The 21,998-nt window shown below is 35.2% G+C and carries 18 protein-coding genes; 11 read left to right on the top strand and 7 right to left on the bottom strand.

The window, feature by feature from the left end; translation table 11 throughout:
* The first annotated feature begins 471 nt into the window (after positions 1-471).
* The 4 genes from OPR21_RS03285 to OPR21_RS03270 all read left to right on the top strand — a co-directional run bounded on the left by OPR21_RS03285 (position 472) and on the right by OPR21_RS03270 (position 4,899).
* A complete protein-coding gene (locus tag OPR21_RS03285; RefSeq protein WP_174930852.1) occupies positions 472-648 on the top strand; it encodes a hypothetical protein in 177 nt (58 codons plus the stop codon).
* A 295-nt stretch (positions 649-943) separates the two neighbouring features.
* Complete coding sequence (locus tag OPR21_RS03280) at positions 944-2,149, top strand: MFS transporter (RefSeq protein WP_406829260.1); 1,206 nt, start codon at positions 944-946, stop codon at positions 2,147-2,149.
* A 249-nt stretch (positions 2,150-2,398) separates the two neighbouring features.
* Complete coding sequence (locus OPR21_RS03275) at positions 2,399-3,499, top strand: ankyrin repeat domain-containing protein (RefSeq protein WP_265030201.1); 1,101 nt, start codon at positions 2,399-2,401, stop codon at positions 3,497-3,499.
* 248 nt (positions 3,500-3,747) lie between these two features.
* Positions 3,748-4,899, top strand: coding sequence for a hypothetical protein (locus tag OPR21_RS03270; protein ID WP_265030200.1), 1,152 nt, complete (start codon positions 3,748-3,750; stop codon positions 4,897-4,899).
* A 71-nt stretch (positions 4,900-4,970) separates the two neighbouring features.
* Here OPR21_RS03270 and OPR21_RS03265 read toward each other — a convergent pair whose 3' ends face one another.
* Genes OPR21_RS03265 through secG form a run of 3 tightly spaced genes read right to left on the bottom strand, consistent with a single transcriptional unit; the run spans position 4,971 to position 7,328 of the window.
* Positions 4,971-5,378, bottom strand: a complete 408-nt coding sequence (locus tag OPR21_RS03265) for a nucleoside deaminase (protein ID WP_209472967.1) — start codon at positions 5,376-5,378, stop codon at positions 4,971-4,973.
* A 25-nt stretch (positions 5,379-5,403) separates the two neighbouring features.
* Positions 5,404-7,008 (bottom strand): CTP synthase, encoded by a 1,605-nt coding sequence (locus tag OPR21_RS03260; protein ID WP_155968501.1) that lies wholly within the window; start codon positions 7,006-7,008, stop codon positions 5,404-5,406.
* Positions 7,008-7,328, bottom strand: coding sequence for a preprotein translocase subunit SecG (secG, locus tag OPR21_RS03255; protein WP_320157060.1), 321 nt, complete (start codon positions 7,326-7,328; stop codon positions 7,008-7,010). Before secG ends, OPR21_RS03260 begins: the two co-directional genes overlap by 1 nt.
* Positions 7,329-7,472: 144 nt before the next feature.
* Between secG and OPR21_RS03250 the strand changes: the two genes are divergently transcribed.
* The gene (locus OPR21_RS03250; protein WP_155968499.1) at positions 7,473-7,988 is read left to right on the top strand and encodes a gamma carbonic anhydrase family protein; all 516 of its coding nucleotides are present in this window, start codon (positions 7,473-7,475) and stop codon (positions 7,986-7,988) included.
* A gap of 53 nt (positions 7,989-8,041) precedes the next feature.
* Here the strand turns inward: OPR21_RS03250 and OPR21_RS03245 are convergent, their stop codons facing one another.
* Positions 8,042-9,298 carry a coiled-coil domain-containing protein gene (locus OPR21_RS03245; protein ID WP_265030198.1) on the bottom strand — a complete coding sequence of 419 codons (1,257 nt, stop codon included), beginning with the start codon at positions 9,296-9,298 and terminating at the stop codon, positions 8,042-8,044.
* Between the two features lie 259 nt (positions 9,299-9,557).
* Here OPR21_RS03245 and OPR21_RS03240 point away from each other — a divergent pair, with 259 nt between their 5' ends.
* The 5 genes from OPR21_RS03240 to OPR21_RS03220 all read left to right on the top strand — a co-directional run bounded on the left by OPR21_RS03240 (position 9,558) and on the right by OPR21_RS03220 (position 16,493).
* A complete protein-coding gene (locus OPR21_RS03240) occupies positions 9,558-12,053 on the top strand; it encodes a valine--tRNA ligase (RefSeq protein WP_265030197.1) in 2,496 nt (831 codons plus the stop codon).
* A 67-nt stretch (positions 12,054-12,120) separates the two neighbouring features.
* Positions 12,121-13,440 (top strand): coiled-coil domain-containing protein, encoded by a 1,320-nt coding sequence (locus OPR21_RS03235; RefSeq protein ID WP_265030196.1) that lies wholly within the window; start codon positions 12,121-12,123, stop codon positions 13,438-13,440.
* Between the two features lie 178 nt (positions 13,441-13,618).
* Positions 13,619-14,941 carry a coiled-coil domain-containing protein gene (locus OPR21_RS03230; protein ID WP_077188148.1) on the top strand — a complete coding sequence of 441 codons (1,323 nt, stop codon included), beginning with the start codon at positions 13,619-13,621 and terminating at the stop codon, positions 14,939-14,941.
* 30 nt (positions 14,942-14,971) lie between these two features.
* The gene (pyrF, locus tag OPR21_RS03225; RefSeq protein WP_265030195.1) at positions 14,972-15,646 is read left to right on the top strand and encodes an orotidine-5'-phosphate decarboxylase; all 675 of its coding nucleotides are present in this window, start codon (positions 14,972-14,974) and stop codon (positions 15,644-15,646) included.
* A 49-nt stretch (positions 15,647-15,695) separates the two neighbouring features.
* On the top strand, positions 15,696-16,493 hold the full coding sequence (locus tag OPR21_RS03220) for a hypothetical protein (RefSeq protein ID WP_265030194.1): 798 nt from the start codon (positions 15,696-15,698) through the stop codon (positions 16,491-16,493).
* 649 nt (positions 16,494-17,142) lie between these two features.
* Here the strand turns inward: OPR21_RS03220 and OPR21_RS03215 are convergent.
* The gene (locus tag OPR21_RS03215) at positions 17,143-17,337 is read right to left on the bottom strand and encodes a hypothetical protein (protein WP_182309424.1); all 195 of its coding nucleotides are present in this window, start codon (positions 17,335-17,337) and stop codon (positions 17,143-17,145) included.
* A gap of 48 nt (positions 17,338-17,385) precedes the next feature.
* On the opposite strand from OPR21_RS03215, the gene OPR21_RS03210 reads away from it, so the two are divergent.
* Positions 17,386-18,585, top strand: a complete 1,200-nt coding sequence (locus OPR21_RS03210; protein WP_236514794.1) for a phage major capsid protein — start codon at positions 17,386-17,388, stop codon at positions 18,583-18,585.
* 836 nt (positions 18,586-19,421) lie between these two features.
* On the opposite strand, the gene OPR21_RS03205 is transcribed toward OPR21_RS03210, so the two are convergent.
* Positions 19,422-20,141 carry a hypothetical protein gene (locus OPR21_RS03205; protein WP_265030193.1) on the bottom strand — a complete coding sequence of 240 codons (720 nt, stop codon included), beginning with the start codon at positions 20,139-20,141 and terminating at the stop codon, positions 19,422-19,424.
* A 78-nt stretch (positions 20,142-20,219) separates the two neighbouring features.
* Positions 20,220-21,608, bottom strand: a complete 1,389-nt coding sequence (locus OPR21_RS03200; protein WP_265030192.1) for a hypothetical protein — start codon at positions 21,606-21,608, stop codon at positions 20,220-20,222.
* Positions 21,609-21,998 lie beyond the last annotated feature (390 nt).

Here is a 21,998-nt window from a genome sequence, read left to right as displayed (position 1 = left end):
CTAAATTAGTAACTAGTCTTAAAATGCTTACTGCTTTATCGTAAATGCTAAAACAATAAGCTATTGATATTCTTGTTTTTTTTAATCTCCAATCCAGAATTCGGGTTAAAAACGCTAACTTGTATCTTCAAGAAGTAAGACATAATAGCTCTAAAATGTCTTGCAAGGAAAGGTAAAGCTGAACGCTAACTTATGCCAGAAAAATACCGTCTTGTTTGCCTTTTTGAGTAGTATCATCTTATTTTTCCTGTAAATTTTGTTTATAACGCCTAAGATTTACGATATTTTAATCCCGGTAGAATATCTTATAAAATCAGATTATATGTTATACCTATGGAAATAGATAACTTTCAGCAATATTACAACCAAGAAGAAATGAAGACAGTAACATTAGCTCAAATTTATAAAGACTTGGTAATAAAGATATCCGATATAGCCACAAGCAAAATGTAAGCTACTATTAATGGTATTATGGAAATAGCACCAACGATACCACCTACTATACCTACTACCAGAGGTGACGGAGTAGTAAGGCTTAATATAATAAGTGGGAGAGATATAATTGATAGTATTATAGAAATTACACCTACTGTTTTCAGAAGAGATAGAAATCCTTTTGAATCTAAGTGTTCTTTTTCCCTTAAATAATATAAAGAAAATGCTTATACACATTATAGCACAAAGTATTACTGCTGCTATTTTTATTATAGCTGCTGCTATAAGTGCTGCTAAATAAGCTATATTCATTATAACTTTACCACTAAACTTAATAACACTGCAATTATCACACACCATAATAAAAAAGTCAACTCCATATGTTTAGGTTGTAAAATCCCAAAAAGCAGCCAGAATAGAATAAGCAAACATTTACGAATTGAATTTAGTGCAAACAAGGGTGTTGATATCAACCATACTCTGCAGAATCGCAATATGGTATGACTACATGCTTTTTATTGATTTGATTAACATAATCAGCAGAGAGTTTTGTTTTGCAAAAGATGTCTACAGTAACATACTGCAATTATTTGGAATTGTAGGGCTAGGTGCAATTGTAAGGCCACTTGGTGCATTCATATTTGGTCACGTTGGTGACAGGTATGGAAGGAGGATAGCATTAATAATTACTATCTTGCTAATATCGATACCATCAAGTCTCATTGCATTTATTCCAAGTCACAATCAAGTAGGTATAATTTCTACTATATTGCTTCTTGCAATCCATATAACACAAGGAATTGCACTTGGTGGTGAACAAGGAAGTTCTGTTTATCTTATAGAGCATTTATCCAGTAGGAAAGAGAACTTAGGGATGTATTTTGGAATGATGGGTTTTGGTCGCTCCATTGGCGTCTTGCTTTCTGCGGTGATAGTGATTATCTGCAAAAAAACTACTGATTTTTGTACCTGGGGTTGGAGATTGCCATTTATTTTCTCAGCTATTTTAGGATTAATTAGCGCGTATAGCATATACACATTGGGAGAAACTCCAGCATATGAAAAAAATCGAAAACAAAGAAATTTACCTGATTTGCCAATAATAGAGCTTATAAAACGCCACAAGAGAGCTCTTATACTTGCTATTTTAATATCTGTACCTGTTAATGTTGCTGTTGGATTTACCATATTTCTTCGAACTCTCGCAAAGGAAAGAGCATCAGTGGATGTTTATGTAACAACATATATCAACGAAATTGTATTGATTATAACCAGTGTATTAATGCCGATATCTTCAATAGCGTTTGGAATGTTGGCTGATAAAGTTGGAAAAGAGCGCACTGCAATCTTATTTATAGCAATTACAATGGCACTGTGTTGTCCTGCGTTATCTATTGCATATTACTATAAAAATTATCTTGTGATTGCGTTGAGCGTAATGGTTCTCTCTATAATAGAAAGGGGTATAGTTCCCATAGGAATAGTTGCATCTGAACTCTTTCCTACCAATGTTAGATTTAGTGGTGTGAGCTTATCACGCAATATCTCTTATGCGTTACATGGAGGATTTACTCCTATGGTTTGTATTTGGTTGACTGTAACATTTCCTCAAACAAACCTTGCTGCTGGGCTTTATATAGTCTTCTGCTTGTTGATCAGTGTGGTAGCAATATTGCAAATAAAACCGCAAGATAAGAAATTTGATTGGTCTTAGTTTTCTCTTAAGTGTGTATTCTCCTAAGTTGAAAAAAGGTGTGAAAAATGCGCTAATCTCGCTAAATGAGAAAATTTTATTGCGGAAAAATTAGAACGATCAAAAACACATGCCATGATAAACTTTTTTATGCATAACACTAATTTCTTATTCTATTCGTCTAAAAAAACAGTATTTCCAACTGTAAATTTAAGTCTTTACAAGCGTCACAAATATAGTATGATATAAGTTAGGCTTTATAGAGGGTATATGACAACAGATACAGAAAATAATAATAGAATTAATATAGTACGTGAACAAGCAGGAAATGCTGTTCATTCAGATATTGCTTACTCAGAAAGAATACAAAAATCAGTAGAAAATGAAGCATTGTGTGATGCGTGGTCTAATTTTGAGTACTTTGAAGATGTGTTGAGAATAAAAAACAGCACCGATAGGGAAAACAGAATTAAGCAGCTTATCAAGGAAGATTTAGATATAAATGCTACAAAAAATGGCAAAACTATTCTAGACGTTGCTATAGAAAAAAAATGCTCATCAAAAGTTATAAGTTCATTAATAAGCAATGGCAGTAGGATTGATACTATAGATGCTAGCGATCGTACTGTACTGCATAGATCTGTTAGGAATGAAAATAGAAAAGTTGTTGAGTTGTTTTTAGAAGCTAATGAAAAAGAAGTGTCTCAGTACCTGGTAGCAAGGTTTTTGCCATTGTCTATGTTATATCAAAAAATAGAAGTAAATGCTAAGGATAATGATGGTTGTACTGCTTTGGATTATGCTCAATATGGCAGTGAAATGTATAGCTTGCTGCAAAAATATGGAGCACAACATAGTGAAAAGTTTTTATACTCACGCAACCTTAATATAGGGGAATTAGATTTAAATAAACTTGTTTCTGACCATAACTACTGCTTTGATGTGCTTACAAAAGCATTAGAGATTGAGGACAGATGCGAAAAGGAAGAGGTTATAGATTGGTTGCTAAAAAATGGTGCTAACATTAATGTTAATAAAGGTGATCAAGCCCTACTGAGTGTTGCAGCTGAAAAAGGTGATGTTGAAAATGCTGTGCTATTGCTTGAAAGGGGAGCACATGAAGGAGTAAATTCTCAAGATGCTGAAGGAAGAACGTTATTACTAAATGCAATTATTCAAGATAAGTTGGGCCATGCAAAATATCTCATAAAACAAAGAGTTAACGTTAATATACCAGATAATAATGGAAATAGCTCACTACACTACGCTGTTGTCAATTTTATTAAGCAGCGCTTAATTGAATGTGATGAAACCTATACAGCTAACGCTACTTTTTATGATTTTCTTAAGAATGGTGCAGATCTCTACTGATACAAGCTCTTCAGAATCGAGATATAGAAGGTATCGGGTTTCTTTTACGAAACAGAGCAGACATTCCAAATAACGCAAACATTTCAAATAATAAGAAAAACTGTAAGTTGTATTTCCAAGTAGCGGTTGGATGTGTAGCGATGTTTTCGCTTGGTATGGGAGCTGCAGCCACGTTTACTCTAATTAAAATGTCTCCGCTAGTGTTAGTAATAGTAGCTGTGACCTTCTTTTTGACTGCAATAGCATCTATGTCTCTGTTTGTATTATATAAAAAAGTAAAAGGGGAACGCAAACACGAGGTAATTGTTAATAATGCTGTATTTAACATAAGTCTAGAAGAAGCAGCTAATGATTTGTTTAGCGGGTTATCAACTATAGCAGAAAGAGGAGCAGAAGCAGGTGCACTATACCTGGAAGTAAAGGAAAAGACTGAAAGTGTAGCTAAAAAAATGACATCCAAAAAGGAATTAATTGAAGCAAGATTTCAAAATATACAAGAAAATTTCATTAATAAGTTAAGTAATTTTGAAGAACTTCAAGGTGCTAGAGATTCTAGTACTTTAAAGAAATTCTATGCTGCTGTTAAAGATGTTCTAAAGATACGCTCCAGCATTCCTATTTCCAATTTACATCTATTATCGCTTGTTTACCATTTATCATTGGAAGTATCATATGCTATTTTTCAGGCAATAACTGATCCAACTCTTGGAAGTACAATTTTAACTGCCATAAGTGAAAGAAAATTGCCTGAAGATAAGCAGTGGGCTAAGGTATTAAAAAATACAGTACCAAACTTAACAAGAAATCAAGAAGTTGTGCGGAATGTTATAGTACCAACTCTTACTGATATTTTAAAGAGCCTATCAGAATCAAGAGAAGAAAGAAAATTTATAATCTATACTCTGGTCTGCCTGAAAGAAGTGATTGATGAAGTTTATACGACATCGGTACAAGAGTCATTGTATAGGATATTAGGAGTAGAACTTGCAAATAGTCTAAATGGTATGGTACAGGCAATAAGTAACCTATTAGGCTGCTATGGACACGAAGAAGTAGAACGTGCAAGAACCGCAAATGAGTTAGATTACAGAGTAGGTAAACTTACACCTGAAGAAACGCAGCAATTCGTTATAAACTTAGGAGAGAGAGTAGGATCTCTCAGGGAGTTTGAGGGTCGAGTTACAAATAAACAGTCAATTAGTAAATTGATAGATTATTGTTTGGACCCAAAACTGAATGATAGGGAAGCAGCCGCAACACTATTAAATTATATACTCACATGTACTGAAGATGGTCGTTATTTGGCCGCTGAAGCTGGTACTAATAATAATTTATCTAGCAACTCTAATGTTGTACTTATTACGCACGTGGCAGCAAATCGATCTGCACAGTTAGACTAGAGGCGGCTATATGGAAAAAAGTGAAGATAGTTTCAGAGATAAGCAAGCAAATGACAATTGATAGACTTAAACTATGTTCTCAATTTCTCAAAAAAATCCTTTAACAAAAAAGAGCATTCTGTTTCTAATATCCCACCATAAACTTCAGGTATATGGCTGCAAAATTGAAATATCTTAGCACCATTTTCAATTCCTCCACCTTTTGGATTATAAGCTCCAAAGTACAATCGTTTAATTCTGGCAAAGGAAATGGCTTGAGCACACATCGGACATGGTTCTAATGTTACGTACATATCAGCATCACAAAGCGTGGGAGTTGAAAATGCTTGTCTGATCGCTAACATCTCTGCATGTGCAGTTGGATCGCTGGATATATTGTGTGCAGAAGAAATGATATTGTCTCCACTCACTATTACAGCACCTATGGGCACCTCATCATTTTTTTGAGCGAGTTTGGCTTGCTCTATGGCAAGCTCCATATATTGATACTTAAACACTAGGCACTTATTTCTTATCAATTGCTGCTTTAACGAACGACACGAAAAGAGGATGAGGAGAAAACGGCTTTGATTGAAATTCTGGATGAAACTGCACACCAATAAACCACGGATGACTCTCTAACTCCACTGCCTCTATGCACGTTCCATCTTCTGATATGCCACTGCATAGCAGCCCATTTTTTTCCAAATCATCTTTATAATCTGAATTGATTATGTATCTATGCCTGTGTCTTTCTGAAATAGTAGTGTTACTATATGCATCCATCATTTTAGAGTTTGCATTTATATTACATTTGTATGCCCCAAGTCTCATGGTTCCACCAAGATCGTCATCTTGATCGCCAGCTAACTTAACGATTGGATGTTTACAGTTACGAAATTCTTCAGAGTGTACATCTTCAAGCTTAACAACATTACGAGCAAATTCAATAATTGCAAGCTGCATACCAAGGCAAATTCCGAAAAATGGGATATTATTTGTACGGGCATAATTTATTGCTAATATTTTACCCTCTACTCCGTCATCACCAAACCCCCCTGGAACAAGGATTGCATGAGAATTCTGTAATTTCTCTCCTATAAGTTTTTCATTTATAGGTTTTTCTTCCTTCTCTCTTGAGTTAACCCAATTTATCCTTACTTTGACTTTATTACTAATCGCACCATGATTTAATGCTTCAACTAGTGATTTATACGCATCAGGGAATTCGGTGTATTTTCCCACTATAGATACAGTAACTTCCTGTGTTGGGTGCCTTATGGAATGCACTATTTGATCCCATTCAGTCAAGCTTGGTTTTGGCTTACTTAAATGAAAGTGCTCCAAAATTTGCGTATCAAGCCCACATTGGCTATACAACACCGGTAACTCATATATATGACTCACATCAGGGGCAGGTATCACATTGGATAAAGAAACATTGCAAAGCTTAGCTATTTTCTCTCTTTGATTATCGAAAATTTCTTTCTCACTGCGGCATAATATAATATCTGGTTGTAACCCCGCGGAATTTAACTCTCGAACTGAATGCTGCGTTGGTTTTGTCTTTAATTCTTGCGCTGCAGTAAGATATGGTATTAAAGTTAAGTGAATAAGGATAACTCTTTGTTTTCCTAATGTGTAGTTAACTTGACGTATAGCCTCCAAAAATGGTTGGCTTTCAATGTCACCTACAGTTCCGCCTATTTCACATATTACAAAATCTAAACCTTCCGTACCATTAAAAATGAACGATTTGATCAAATCTGTCACATGAGGAATGACTTGCACAGTTTTGCCCAGATAATCACCACGCCTCTCTTTCTTCAATAACTCATGATATATCTTACCAGTTGTTATATTGTCATCTTTTGTTGCTTTAATTCCAGTAAAACGCTCATAATGCCCAAGATCCAAATCAGTTTCAGCACCATCTTCGGTAACAAATACCTCTCCGTGCTGAGTTGGGTTCATTGTCCCAGGATCAATGTTGAGATACGGGTCAAGTTTTCTGATACGGATCTTAAAACCGTGAGCTTGAAGAAGCGCACCAACACTCGAAGCAACTAAGCCTTTACCAAGCGATGACACAACTCCACCTGTGACAAAGATAAATTTAGCTTCCTTCATTAATTTTCAAATGGAACAGAAGTAGATTCACTTTCTTGCTTTTTTTCTAATATAATTTTCTCTGCAATCGATTTTTTATGTACGTCTTTTGAATATAATCCTGACAATAGCAATGTGTTTATAATAAACAATCCAGCAACAACAGCCGTTATTCTGCTGAGCGGGTTTTCAGAAGATTTCACTGGAATCATCGAATTGACCCCCTGTTGTGTATTACTAAAACCACTTAACGAACTACTTCCAGGCGGCTGCAAGAGCACTAAAATTACTAACACAACAACCAATATTATTTGAAATATACTTAATACCGCTACTGACATTATAGATAGGGCTGAAAATAAAAATCTTAGCAGTACAAAGCACGTAAGTCAAGAACATCTGTCACCCAAGTAGTTTGAAATCTAAGTATGTATTTACTGCTTACCTTATTTTGATTAACATATGCATAAGACTTTGGGCTTAATATGTACCACATTTTAAAATACAAAGATTATGAACCAAAAATAGACGAAAGTGCTTTCATCGCAGGTGGTTCGCATATCATAGGTAAGGTTGAAATAGGAAGAGATGCAAGCATCTGGTTTAATTGTGTGGTCAGAGGGGACGTTGGATCAATAAAAATAGGTAATGGAACAAATATTCAAGATGGAACGGTAATTCATGTGGATAGAAACCCAGGTGGTGACACAATTATTGGCAGCATGGTAACAGTGGGACATTTTTGTGTGTTGCACGCATGCACGGTGCATGATAAGGCGTTTATTGGTATGGGCTCTACCGTGATGGACCATGCAGTTGTGGAGCCTGAAGCTATGGTAGCTGCTGGCTCACTGGTAACACACGGAAAAGTGATAAAAAGTGGGGAAATATGGGCTGGCAGGCCAGCAAAATTCTTCAAAAAAATGTCGAATGAAGAAATTAAACATATTACACAATCAGCACAAAATTATATTATGCTAATGAAGGAATACAAAAACTGAAGTTCGCGTCAAGTGTTTTACTTGACACGTACGTCTCAGCTCAACAAACTGTGTTAAGCTACCTTGTTTTTTCCCCCACTTACTTCTTGTGCTTTTGCCCCATCTACTTGAGTACTAGGTAATACTGCATATGTAATACCACCGGCTACGAGTGCAGATGCTACTGCTATACCAATCATTACTAACATCTCTAACTTAACTGTACGTTCAAGTGCAGTAAATGCTATCAGTCCAGCAGCAAGACCCATACCAACAGTAGCGGTGTACTTCGCTCCATTGCCTTGTTTTGGTTGCTCAGTTGTTTTGCTTTTATCTTCTAATGTTTGTTTTTCCTTCTGTAATTTATCAACAAGACTTTTACTCTCTTCTAATTGTTTATTTAACTCCACAACTTCAGCATTTTTAGCTTGCAACTGCTGAACTTGAGCTTTTAATTGTGTTATTTCCTCATCTTTAGCTTGTAACTGAGCAGCACTTGGTTGGTTGTTTAGCTGTTCTTGTAAATCTTTTATTTCATCGTCTTTAGCTTTTAACAGAGTAGCACTTGGTCGGTTGTTTAGCTGTTCTTGTAAATCTTTTATTTCATCGTCTTTAGCTTTTAACAGAGTAGCATCTGGTTGGTTGTTTAGCTGTTCTTGTAAATCTTTTATTTCATCGTCTTTAGCTTGTAACTGTTGCTGTAAGTTCGCAACTTCTTGTGTATTTTGTTGAGCTTTTAATGCTGTTATTTCATCGTCTTTCTCTTTTAACTGTTGCTGTAAGTTCGCAACTTCTTGTGTATTTTGTTGAGCTTTTAATGCTGTTATTTCATCGTCTTTCTCTTTTAACTGTTGCTGTAAGTTCGCAACTTCTTGTGTATTTTGTTGAGCTTTTAATGCTGTTATTTCATCGTCTTTCTCTTTTAACTGTTGCTCTAAGCTGTTAACAAGCTCTTTACTCTGTTGTAGTCTTCTACTTGCTGATCTTCTTCTTTTTTTTGACTCAGTAACATCTTCTTGCTCATTAACAGAACCTTCACTTAACGGCGTGCTATCACTAGAAACAACACTTCGATTACCTTTATTGCCCGACGTAACCTCATTATCATCGGCAACCTGCATTGTATCATTAATCCCTTCAGACACAGGCGTGCTACTCGCATCAACATAATCATTTAAAGAATCTTGATTACCAACTGAAGAACCTTGTAACGACTGCTCTGTTCCTGATTCAATAGAGTTTTTATTTATAGTTCCTTCTTGATCAGATGTTATATCAGTTGGTGAAGTTGCTCCAGGTGAAGAATTTTGATTTTCATTTGAGTTCAACATATTAAACCTCAATATATATAATTAACATTACATAATACCCTTAGAACCTAAGGTCAAGTAATATTTTTATCATAGCATAGAAAATTTATGTTCGTAAACAAAAAATTTTGGCGTAAAATTGCCGTATTTACTTAATTGTGCTATAGCTAAAGTAATTTAGGTTTACCGACCATCGTCATTCCGCTGCTTGTTAGCGGGATCTAGAGATACCGCGGCGGTATAACGTTGCTAGCTTAAGGTTTAAAATTGAGAAATATTTATGTTAAAAGAAAAATACGGCTTTAAAGAAGTTGAAGACAAATGCAACATATTATGGGAAGGCAGTAAAGTTTATAAATGGAATGGTGAAAAGGATAACACTTTCACTATAGACACACCTCCACCGACAATATCGGGTAAATTGCATATTGGCCATATATTTAGCTATTGCCACACGGACTTTATTGCAAGGTTTCAGCGCATGCTGGGAAAAGATGTGTTTTACCCAATTGGGTTTGATGATAATGGGCTTCCCACTGAAAGATTGGTTGAGCAAACCTATAAAACCCGCGCAAAAGAAGTTGGCAGGGAAAAATTTATAAAGATGTGCCATGAGGTTATTGAAAAATCAAAGCAAGAATTCAAGGAACTATTTAAATCGGTCGGCATTAGTTATGACTGGGATTTGGAATATCACACGATCAGCAAGGAAACTGTGACGCTTTCACAGATGTCGTTTATTGATCTATATAATAAGGGATATGCATATAGAAAAATGCAGCCCATCCTTTGGGACCCGGTTGATAAAACAGCAATTGCGCAAGCAGAAATAGAAGATAAAGTTTTTGAGTCATCCTTAAACACGATAGTTTTCTCTACTCAAGAAAATGAGCAGATCAATATTGCAACTACGCGACCTGAACTACTTCCAGCATGCGTTGCAGTTTTTTGTCATCCAGAGGATACGCGCTACACTCATCTGATCGGAAAAACAGCGGTAGTGCCAATAACAGAGGAGAAAGTTCCAATAATAGCAGATGATAAGGTTAAAATAGATAAAGGCACCGGGCTTGTTATGTGCTGTACGTTTGGTGATGAACTCGACATATATTGGCAGCAAAAGCATAATCTACCGATGAAAATTATCATCGATCAGGATGGGAGGATGAACCTTCATTCAGTACATGGTCAGAAGGAAGAAATATGGATCCCAGTGTCAGCTACTCGGATGACAGACGATATACTAAATGAAATAAATGGATTGAAAGTTACAGCAGCAAGAAAGCGGATAATCGAAATCCTAACTGAAAAAGGACTTTTGGTAGAAAGCACTAACATTTCTCATTCTGTTAAGTGCGCAGAAAGGTCTGGTGCACCACTTGAGATATTGCCTACTTATCAATGGTTTATCAAGATCTTAGAGCAAAAAGCTCAAGTATTAGATAAAGTAAAAGAATGCAATTGGCACCCAAGCAATATGCGTAAACGCATGGAAGTGTGGATAGAAGGGCTAAATTGGGACTGGTGCATCTCAAGGCAGCGCTATTTTGGTGTGCCATTTCCAGCGTGGTATTCTAAACGTAAGGGAGAAGAAGGTAAAATTATTCTAGCTGAAATAAAGGCCCTACCTATTGATCCACTCAAAGATTTGCCAAAAGGGTATAGCAAAGAAGAGATTATCCCAGATCAAGATGTAATGGATACCTGGGCCACAAGTTCAATTACTCCTCAACTGAGTGCACTGGCAGTAAACAGTGAGTTTAGCTTACCAAATCATCGCTATGATACGATATTTCCTGCAGATCTGCGCAGCCAGAGCCATGAGATAATAAGAACTTGGGCTTTTTATACTATTTTAAAGGCACATTATCATGCAAATTCTTTACCTTGGAAAAACATTATGATCAGCGGTTGGTGTTTAGCAGATGATAAGAAAAAGATGAGTAAATCAAAGGGTAACATCATCACTCCTCATGTAATACTTGAAACTTATGGAGCTGATGTAGTGCGCTATTGGGCAGCGAACTCAAGGCTTGGAGTTGATACAGTCTACTCTGAAAATACATTCAAAATTGGCAAGCGCCTCGTTACAAAACTTTGGAACGCTAGCAAGTTCGTTTCCATGTTCATGGAAAAGCATCAAGTGATGAGCATAAATTCTGCTCACGAGACAATGGATAAGTGGATATTGTCTAAGTTATACAAAGTTATAGAAAGAGCAACGAACAACCTATTACAGTTTGAATACTGCGAAGCTTTGAGTGCAGTAGAAGAATTTTTTTGGAAGGATTTTTGTGATAACTACTTGGAACTAGCAAAAAAGCGCGCATATGGAGATAAAGTAGACAGCGAAACAAACTTAAGTGCAAAGCAAAGTTTGGCATATGTACTGAATATTATTTTGCGGTTATTTGCACCTTTCTTGCCTTACATTACAGAAGAGATATACCACCAGTTGTATAGTTATAATTCTGTACACAATCAAAGTAATTGGCCGAGCAAAGAAGAACTTATCTACGATAAATATTCAGAGGAAATGGGAGATAATGTTATTCAGATATTAAACATTATCAGAAAGATAAAGGCAGATAATAATGTATCAGTTAAGCATCTGATAAAAAAGTTGATGATAAAAGCAGATCTACGAGAGGATAAATTGAATCAATCCGCACAGGATGATTTGCAGGCAGTGTGCAATGCGGAAACGATAGAGTGGATGCAGTCTGAGCTTGAAACTGAAGACGGGAAATACATAGTGAATATAGACTTATACTGATTTTTATAGCTTCACTTCCTTTGATATCTATGCTATCATAGTCATTATTGATTGTGAGAGAATAATAATGGGGGATTTATATAATAAAGCCAATGCACCATATCTTATAGCTGGTGCTCTTGCTACTTTGGTATTGCTTGCGTCTGGGACACTTGCTGTTGCCCCTTATGTTAAGTTCTTGTCTTCAGTTGCAGCCTTTAATGTAGCTCTTCCTGTTGCTTTGAGTTTGTCTATACTTTCTATTTTGGTGCTTGCACTTTCATGTAAAATAATTAGTAATAATAAGAAAATAGAGGTTGAGAAAAATAAATTTGCTGAAAAAGAGCAAGAGTTAGAAAGCGTAAAACAACAATCAGAGAGTAGGGTACAAGAGTTAGAAAGTAAAATAGCTCTGGGAGAAAAAGCTAAAGAAGCTGTAAATAAAGAAGTGAAGGAATTAAAAGATCAATTAACTCGAGAAAAGCAAGATTTGGAAAGCGAAATTGCAGGGTTAAATAAGGAAATAGAGCAGTTAAAGAAACAACAAGATGATGCACAGCAAAAATTAGATGATGCTACAAAAGAGTTAAATAATAAAGGTAATCAAATCCGAGAATTAGAGGGTAAGATAGGTGCCCTTGAGTTACATGATGAAAATGTAAGATTGAATGAAAGAGTGGATTCTTTAATGGAGGAATTATCTCAACCTCAAAAAGAAATAGATTCCTTAAAAAGGCAGTTAGATGAATTAAAATATGAAGGAATTTTAGCTCTTTTATTAAAAGAAAGAATAACAGAATTGGAAACATGTTTAGAAAAGAGAAGGAAAAAAGTAGGAGAATTAGCAGTGCAGTTAGAAAAAGACAAAACTTCTTGTTTAAAATCTGAATTAGGGGAAGTAGTAAAAAGAGAAATACGATTGAAAGAAAAGTTAAGTAAAAAAGTGCAAGAAACGATCCAGCTAGCTAAAGATTTAGAACAAAAAGAAAAACTATGCAAGGAATTAGAAGAGGAAAAAACTAAAAATCTTGATAAGATCAGAGAGTTAAAAAAACTTAATGAAAAGTTGCGCGATAATAACAGTCAGTTGAAAAGTAGCGAAAAAGATTTGGATGACGAATGCAGTAAATTAAGAATACGTAATTCTGATTTGGAAAGAAAAGTTAAACGTCTGCAAGCAGTAATTGAGCAGGAAGACGAGCAAAGTCATTCCATTTCTTCAGATATAAGCAGTGAACATTTATCAGAACTTGAAGGAATAGGTGAAAATGAGTCTGTTAATAAACAGTTCCCGAAACCAAAACCACCTTATATATCCACTCCAATAAGATCGCCATGTAAAAAGCTGAATGATGCTTCATGTGATTCTGGATATACCAGTATATGTTCTACCCCGATCAATAGCTAACTAGACATTATAAGTACAATGGTACACTCGATACACAAGGTCTAAGTCATTTTTTAGCTAGCAGGCTGAAAAAGGAAAGTTTGTTGTAGGTGCAGCACTATAATTCCTCCACAGATAAGAGAATTTTAATAAATATATACAAGACTGCTGGAGTTTTGTCCGTGGTGGGAGGGAAGTAATGAGCAATTTGCTTAGTGAGGCTAATGCATTTTATTTTGTAGCTAGTTCCTTAGCTACTCTTACGTTACTTACATCTTTAGCGCTTATTGTAACTTCTAATGTGCCTCTTCCTCTAATTCTTGCTTTAGCTACATTATCTATTTTGGTGCTTGCACTTTCGTATAAAATAATTAGTAATAATAAAAAAATAGAGGTTGAGAGAAATAAATTCGCTCAGAAAGAGCAAGAGTTAGAAAATAAAATAACTCTGGAAAAAGAAGCTGAAGAAGCTGCAAACAAAGAAGTGAAGAATCAATTACATGAATTAACTAGAGAGAAGCAAAATTTAGACAAGAGAGCAAAAAGATTGGATCAGAAAGTAAATGAGTCAGAAGCTGAGAGAGAATCTCTTCTTGAAGAAAAAAAATCTTTAGAGAAAAAATTAGAAACAGCAAAGAATCGTACGTTTGAAATAGACAATGAATTGGACAAAACAAGAAAGGAAATAGGTAAGCTTAATGAGCAGGAAGAGAAATTAAAACTTGAAATCTCATGTTTGAAGAAACAGTTGGAAGAAAGAAGTAGATTTATTGCAAAGCTGAAGATGGAAGTGGATGATAATAAACATTTAGAGCTAGAGAATAAGGGGTTGAATGATAGAATAGAAACGTTACGTGAAGTACAAAAGGCACTACGTGAGAAAAAACATGAACTTAGTGAAAAAGTAGAGGCATTGAATAAGGAAAAAAATAAACTTTCTAAAGAAGTAGAGGAATTACGTGAAGAACAAGAAAGGCTGCATGCAAACTTAGATAAGCTACAATGTAAAATTAAAGAGGTCAACAAAGAAAAGAAAAATTTATCTAAAGAATTAAAAGAGAAATTTGAAGAGTTAGATGAAGCAAATGGTTTAATTAAAAATCAATCTTTTGAGTTAGATGGGATAAGAAAAGATTGTAATAATGAAGTAAAAAGTTTAAGAAATTCACTTTTAGAACGAGACAGTCAAATAGAAGATTTTTTGAAAGAGAAAGAAAAACAAGTGAATTTTGCGCAACTGTTGATAAGATGCGTAACAGACAATATAGAAGAACCAATAAGAAATAATGATGGAAAAGCAATATTAGATACGATTCAAATATTAAAGTCTGCGTTACAAGGAGAAATTGCACGGCTTTTGCCAGACGAAACGCCTTCTTCTTCGCTGGAAGATCTTGGATATGAATCATTATTTGTCAGTCGCTCATCCACCCCGACCAAGTTGCCAAATTCACTATTGACAGAATCTTATGAACGCAGTCAGTTCAATCAGAGTGAAAGTATTTGCAAAACACAACAATGAGTCTTATTATAAGATAAATCATGCAAGATAATGAACCCAATAATATGCGCACTGGATACACAAGACTTAAATAAGGCTATTTCTCTAGCTAATGCTCTGCATGGTAAAGTTGGCATGGTAAAGCTGGGATTAGAATTTTTTGCTGCTCAAGGTCTTTCTGGAGTGCAAGAAGTTGCAAAATGCAATGTACCAATTTTTTTAGATCTGAAATTGCATGACATTCCAAACACTGTAGCCAAAACAGTTGAAGTAATAAAAGTTCTGAACGTTGAAATGTTAACTCTGCACATCAGCGGTGGGACAAAAATGCTTGAAGAAGCGCTAAGTGTAGTGCAAGGCACAAAAATAAAGCTGATTGGAGTGACAGTGCTAACTAGTATGAGCAATGAGGATTTAAACGAGCTTGGAGTAGCAAGAGAGGCAAAATCACAGGTAATTTTGCTTGCAAAGCTTGCAAAAAAGATTGGACTCCATGGAATAGTCTGTTCTGCACTAGAAGCTCAAGAAGTGCGCCGAGAGTGCGGTGAAGACTTTAAAATTATTACTCCAGGAATTCGTATAGATCCAGGTCATGACGACCAAAAAAGAACAGCAACGCCAAAAGAAGCAATAAATTCAGGAGCTGATTATATCGTCATTGGCAGACCCATTACAAAAACTACAAGTAGTGCGGAGCTAATATTGAAATCCATGAAAGAATTTTAATATAATAACTTAATTTATAAAAATACTAACATATTAATTAGGAATAAGCATGAGTAATATCAATAGAATAATACGCGAAGTAATCAAGGAATTCCGCTCAAAATTACCAGATAAGGAAATAGAGGAATATTCTGGCAAATTGAATAAGCTACATATCTACCAGTGCAATAAGCATATAATAGAAAATAAGAAGCTATATCATTATACAATAAATGGGAAAACCCATGCTATGGATCAGCATGGGCATAATTTTGTCAAGAGTTTAGAAGTTATCTTGAGGAATAAGCCACAAATTTCCTTAGAAGAGGTAATTGATTTTATGGAAAAAATAATTAATTTTGGTCTTGATAGTTGTTATGGAGCATTTGAGATGATATTTGAATCTCGCTCTGGTGTTACAATAGATGATGCAGTTAATTTTGTAAAAGATAGCTTATCTAGTAAATTTTATAGATTCCATGGCAGTGGGATTTTCAAAGTAATATTAGAACTTAATCCAGAGAGCTCTCTTGAAGAGATAGAGAAACAATTTAGCAAAGTAGTAGATCCTTACTTTCTTAATGCTTGGAGTCGAGAAAGTGAAAGGGCTTTTGCTAAGATATGTAGGTTATGTAGAGAAGGACATGTGGAGAATATGCAGAAATTTGATTTTAGCAATTTTAATTTAGATCAAGATAGTGCTGGAGCATTAAGAGCACTGTTACAGTATTGTGTTGACGTTTCTAATCAAAAAGCTTTAGGTGATTCACATGAATTGCATAGAGAAGAGATGGAGGGGATATATAAATTTGATGATAATTACGATTTAAATTTAGATAGTGATCATAATGATAGTATCTGGCATTGAAATTATACTACAATAATAAAATAACTGGATAAAAATTATCACCAAAAAAATTCAAAAAAGTGCTTGACATAAAAGAACGAACATTATATAGTGTCATTATCTTTTATTTTACCTCGCTTAATTCAATTACTGGATTAAGCTTACAGTACTAAGCGTGGCACAAAGTGCCACGCTATTTTTCGGTTTACATTTTCAACAGATAAAAAATGATGCCATTTCAGTGCCAAGCACATAACTGTACGAACATTCATTTTTAAAGGTAAATTGCACAACAGATGATGTCATTCCAGTGCTTGAAACTGGAATCCAGAAATTTTGCTTATAACTGAGCTGATGAGCTAAAGGTAGTTGTCTTACGCTAAAACAAACGTTTTTAATTAAGTTGCATAGAAGCTGGATCCCAGTGGGCTTTGTTGCATCGCTACTTATGAAAGGCTAACTATAGTTAGGATTATAAGCAACCTATTGAAAATCTTGTTTTTTTGCAATCAATCTGATCAAATTTAAGAATAGTAATTTGTTATTTATATTAATAAATTTAATTCTATTGAAAATAGCTAAAGCATTGAAATTCTTGAATTTTAGCCAGATTAGTGAGTGGTAGTGAAATTTCTTTTACTCAAATTTAGGTATTCACTGACCGTTCTTGTTATAAATACCAGAATAATAAGCTACTGATATTCCCTATCTTTTTTATCTTTAATCCATCATAGCTAGCGATGCAACAAAGCCATCCCAGTGTCAAGCACTGGGATGACAAGAAAGGGAGCACTGGAATGACATCGTTTACTATGTACCATATTGCAATATTCGTACAACTGTGGGAAACATCTATGGATGCCATTCCTATTACCTTATTTCCATTTTTATTTCATTTTCAAAGGAGGCTATTATGTCACTTACCGATATCGCTCACCGTATCAATGAACTCGCTTCATCATGGGAGCAATTTAAATTAATAAATGATCGCAAACTAAAAGAAATTGAAAGCAAAGGGCGTGCTGATTCTGCAACAATTGAGCAGCTATGCAAGGTAAATAATGCCATTGATAGTTGCAAAGAGCGTTTAGACTTGATCGAAACTGCAGCTCAACGCCCAGAAGTAAATACAGATTTTAGCACAAGCGATAAATATTTTTCTGATTATATCCGCAAGGGAATGGAAAGCGGTTTATCACACAAAACCCTCAGTGGAGATGACAGTGATATCGGGGGATATCTAGTTACTCCGCATATTGTAAAACGCATAAACAAGCGCGTAACTGATTCGTCCCCAATGCGACAAATATGCTCCAGTCAAAGAATCTCTACTGAAACATTGGATTACATTATAGAAGATTTTGACCGCGCCGGTGCAGGTTGGAGCAGTGAAACAGTAGATGATGAGGACGGTGGCAATAAGTCTAAGTATGATTTTGCAAAAGATACGGACACGCCCAAAATCCAAAAGATTTCCGTCACAACTTACGAGTTATATGCTCAACCACAAATATCACAAAAGTTACTCGATGATGCGTTTGTCGATGTTGAGAGTTGGCTGGTGGAAAAGATTGCCGAGACTTTTAGTAAGGAAGAAAGCGAAGCCTTCATTAAGGGTGAGGGCACTTTTCAACCAAAAGGAATTTTAGCTTATGAAAATGGAAACAGTTATAATAAAATAGAGCAAGTTAAAACTGAAAAATTAGATAGTGATTCAATAATGATGTTGTATTACTCTCTGGACGAATATTATTCCAAAAATGCGTCATTTTTGATGAACAGGAGTACGTTGAAGGACATTAGGCTACTAAAAGCTCAAACAGGTCAATATCTCTGGCAACCAAGTTTGTCGCTTAAAGCCCCAGATACCTTAATGGGAATACCAGTATATCAATCTGCCGATATGCCACCAGCGCCAAACAATCAGCTACCAGTAATTGCGATGGCAGATTTCAAACAAGCTTATAAGATTGTAGATAACAGAGGAATGAGAATATTAAGAGACCCTTATACGAATAAACCTTATGTGAGGTTTTTTGTCACTAAGCGTGTCGGCGGAGAGGTTGTAAACACCAGTGCTATTAAATTGTTGAAAGTTGCGAGCAAGTACTAAAAACTTCCGCAGCATCATCTTTATAGCTGATCAAAGCAACACGTCATACCGCGATTCATTCCATAACTGTACGAACATTGTGATTTTGGCCCATCAGGAGGGTGTCATCCCAGTGCTTGACACATATAGCTAAACTGACTTAGATTTACCGACAGTTTGAAAAACAAAAATTCGTCATTCCGCTACTTGTTAGCGGAATCTATGCTGAGATATCGTGGCGGTATGACGTAGGAAAACCTTTCTTGGGTTAGCTATAGTTTGCTATATTATGTGATTTTATTTTTAGCGTTGCTTCTTATATTATGTAATTTATTTTCCATAATATACATTATGTAATTTTCGATACTAATAAAACTATTTCCCAACCTTTCAAACAGCAACTTGTTGAACCTCCAGATTAGCACTTAAGAGAAAGTGTTAAAGTATCTCTTTAAGTATTAAATTATCACTTTAACAGCATTTAAATTTTTAACCTTTAGCTCCAACACGACCCTTTATTTGTCTTTTTTTTTAAAACATTAAGATATTTATCGATTGGGTAAGCTTTTCTACAAATATTCTAATCCAATCATACTCTTTTTGATGTCTTTTTTGGTCTTTTTCAGAGTTATCCACAGTTTTTTTGCTCTCAATTATATATATATTAGTATTTGGAGATCATATTTATTATAGATCTCCAAAGTACTCATAACGCGTAAACTATATATTCCACTGGGTTATCAACCAAGTTATTCACAATGCCGTGAATAACCCTAATATATGCTTAAATAAGAAAATTGGTATTTTGGTGAAAGGCAAGGAAGAAGGGAAAGCCATCTTCTTCCTTGCCTTATACTTTATACTGTCTGAGCAGCACTCGCTACTTTGTTTGAGTCTGGTTCATCTAGTTTATTACTAGGTTCTAATATTGCATATGTAATAACGCCAGCAATGATTCCAACTGCTAGCGCAGCAGCTACAGCAATGCCAACTATAGCTAATACTGATAATTGAGCACCAGCAACACCACATCCAACACCGACTGCTAATCCAGCTATAACACCACAAACACTACCAATTATTATTGCTTTGTTAGTTACTTGCTTAGTTTCTACCTTCGTTTTATTATTAAAATCTTCGACAAGATCCTTGACATAATCCTTGATAAAACCCTTAATTTCACCTCGTGTAAGTAGTTCGCCATCTTCCATTTTATTATCAAAACTTTCAACATAATCTTTGAGACAATCCTTGATAAGACCTTTAATTTCATCTTGCGTAAGTAGCTTGTCGTCTTTTATTTTATTATCAAAATCTTCGACATAATCCTTGATATAATTCTTGATAAGACCCTTAACTTCATCTCGCGTAAGTGGTTCGCCGTATTTCGCTTCATTATCAAAAGCTTTGGCAAAATCACTGGTAAAATCTTCGATAAAACACTTAACTTTATTAAGTTCATCTTGTGTAAATTGCTTGCTTTTTATTTTACTATGAAAACTTTGAATAAAATTCATAACTTCATCATAAAATAACAGCGTATAAAAATACTGTCGTCCTTCTGTTAAACTAAACATATAATTATCTCCATAAGTACTTAACTCAAGTATTACATATTTTATGTAAAAAATCAAATACAAAAAGTCTTATCAGTACTAATCACACACATTCAAACAAGAAAAAGGGGCTTTTGCTCGAACAGAAACGGCATTTACAGCGTCGTTCTTTAACACCGCATGATTATACATATCTTCAGGGCAAGATATCCCAAGGCGATTTTTTTCAGGAAACCAGATGATAAATTCACTTAAAACATCAGCTATATCATCTGTGTATTCAGTTTCAGTATGTATTTTTTCAAATTCATCAAATATCAAATAATGAAAATTTTGTTCCGCTTTCTCAAGAAAGATGTGACCTTGCTCTACAAACTGACTACAAGACTGAAATACTTCCATCTTTGATCTGGTTCTTCTTGAGCCTAAAATTAAAGTACTGGGTAACAGCGTTCGTAAATCCGCTATAACTTTAAAACCTATACCATGTTCTTCCACTACTATGGCATGTAATCTCTGTTCATACTTTCTCAAAAATTCATGGATATCATGTTCAATCGTAGCAGGATCGAGCTTTGCTGCCAGTAAGTCTACCCATACTCCGCACCGTTTTGGTTCATATGAAAATTCACTCTTCATAAAAAACGGCTGAAATACTCCCACTGCCGTTCTATCTAGTGTTTTTATTGAACCGCTATTTAGATCTATAAATGCTACCAGATCTTTTTCACCAATTCTTTTATAAGCAAAATCAATCTTCTTAAAATATTTCTCATTAAATATTCGCCATTTTGGCTCTGGTAGATCCTGCATATATTGCGACTGATAAACATAAGGTTCCGCTTTTTCCTTGATCCTAAGTTCCTGCATTGGCAGTCTGTTTTCATCAATACTCGTGCCATCTTCAAGTACTGCAGGGATTATGATCTTCTCAAACTGTCGCTCTGATTTTTTTTCTAAATAACCAAATATGTCATAAACACTGATCCTTTGACCAATCACTAAAAACGGCGTATCAGCAGTATTACGCCTTGAAGTTATGCATTGCTCAAACTTCTGACAGGCACTGATCAGCGACACTCGACTATAAGCGCAGCTTGCATCATGTAAATCATCAAGGATAATGCAGCCACCATACTTTCGACCTTCATCAAAATCAAGAGAACTATCCCCAGCTCCTGTACCTGTGACGTGCCCTGATATTGAAAAACCATTAACAAAACCACCTTCTTTCGTTCTAATTACTCGCGTACTTCTGCGACCAACTCTCTTTAAATGTGGAAAAACTTGACGGTAAAATGAAGACTCAAGTACAATATGTAGTTCATTGATTTTTTCACGCATCAAATCCCTCTGATGAGTGATGTACATAAACTTTGCCCTTGGATTATTACCGAGGGCAAACGCTACATGAAATATAAAACCCAGGGTTGTCTTGGCACACCTTGGTGGTATATTCCACCATTGACTGTGTGCTTTTTCAAACACCAAGCGATTAATGCTGCTAAAGAGCATCCACAGATAGTTTTTACTGCCATCCTCTCTCTTTAAATTTAATCTGATATTAAATACTCGTAGCATGCCTTGAAACGCAAAGAAGCCAAAGTCTTTGCGGCATAAATCTAGGTCTCTTTGTTCCAAAAGTCCCATCCATACAAAGATAAATTCTCTTTTATCACTACTACAAGTATAAAAAAATAAATTGGACCCTGTATCCATATACTGGATTGTAAAAGCAAACTAAACGCGATAACAAAGCCTATACCTAACGCTCCCCAAATTACTCCAACAATTGCTAAAGACAGTAGAGAAAAAATTACACCCCGCATAGATTCAGAGCAGCCACAAAAAAAACCCACCATGAAAATAAAGAATAAA

It is taken from the genome of Wolbachia endosymbiont (group A) of Philonthus cognatus (assembly GCF_947251755.1).
GTDB classification, from domain to species: Bacteria; Pseudomonadota; Alphaproteobacteria; order Rickettsiales; family Anaplasmataceae; genus Wolbachia; species Wolbachia pipientis.
This window is presented reverse-complemented; position numbering and strand designations above follow the sequence as displayed.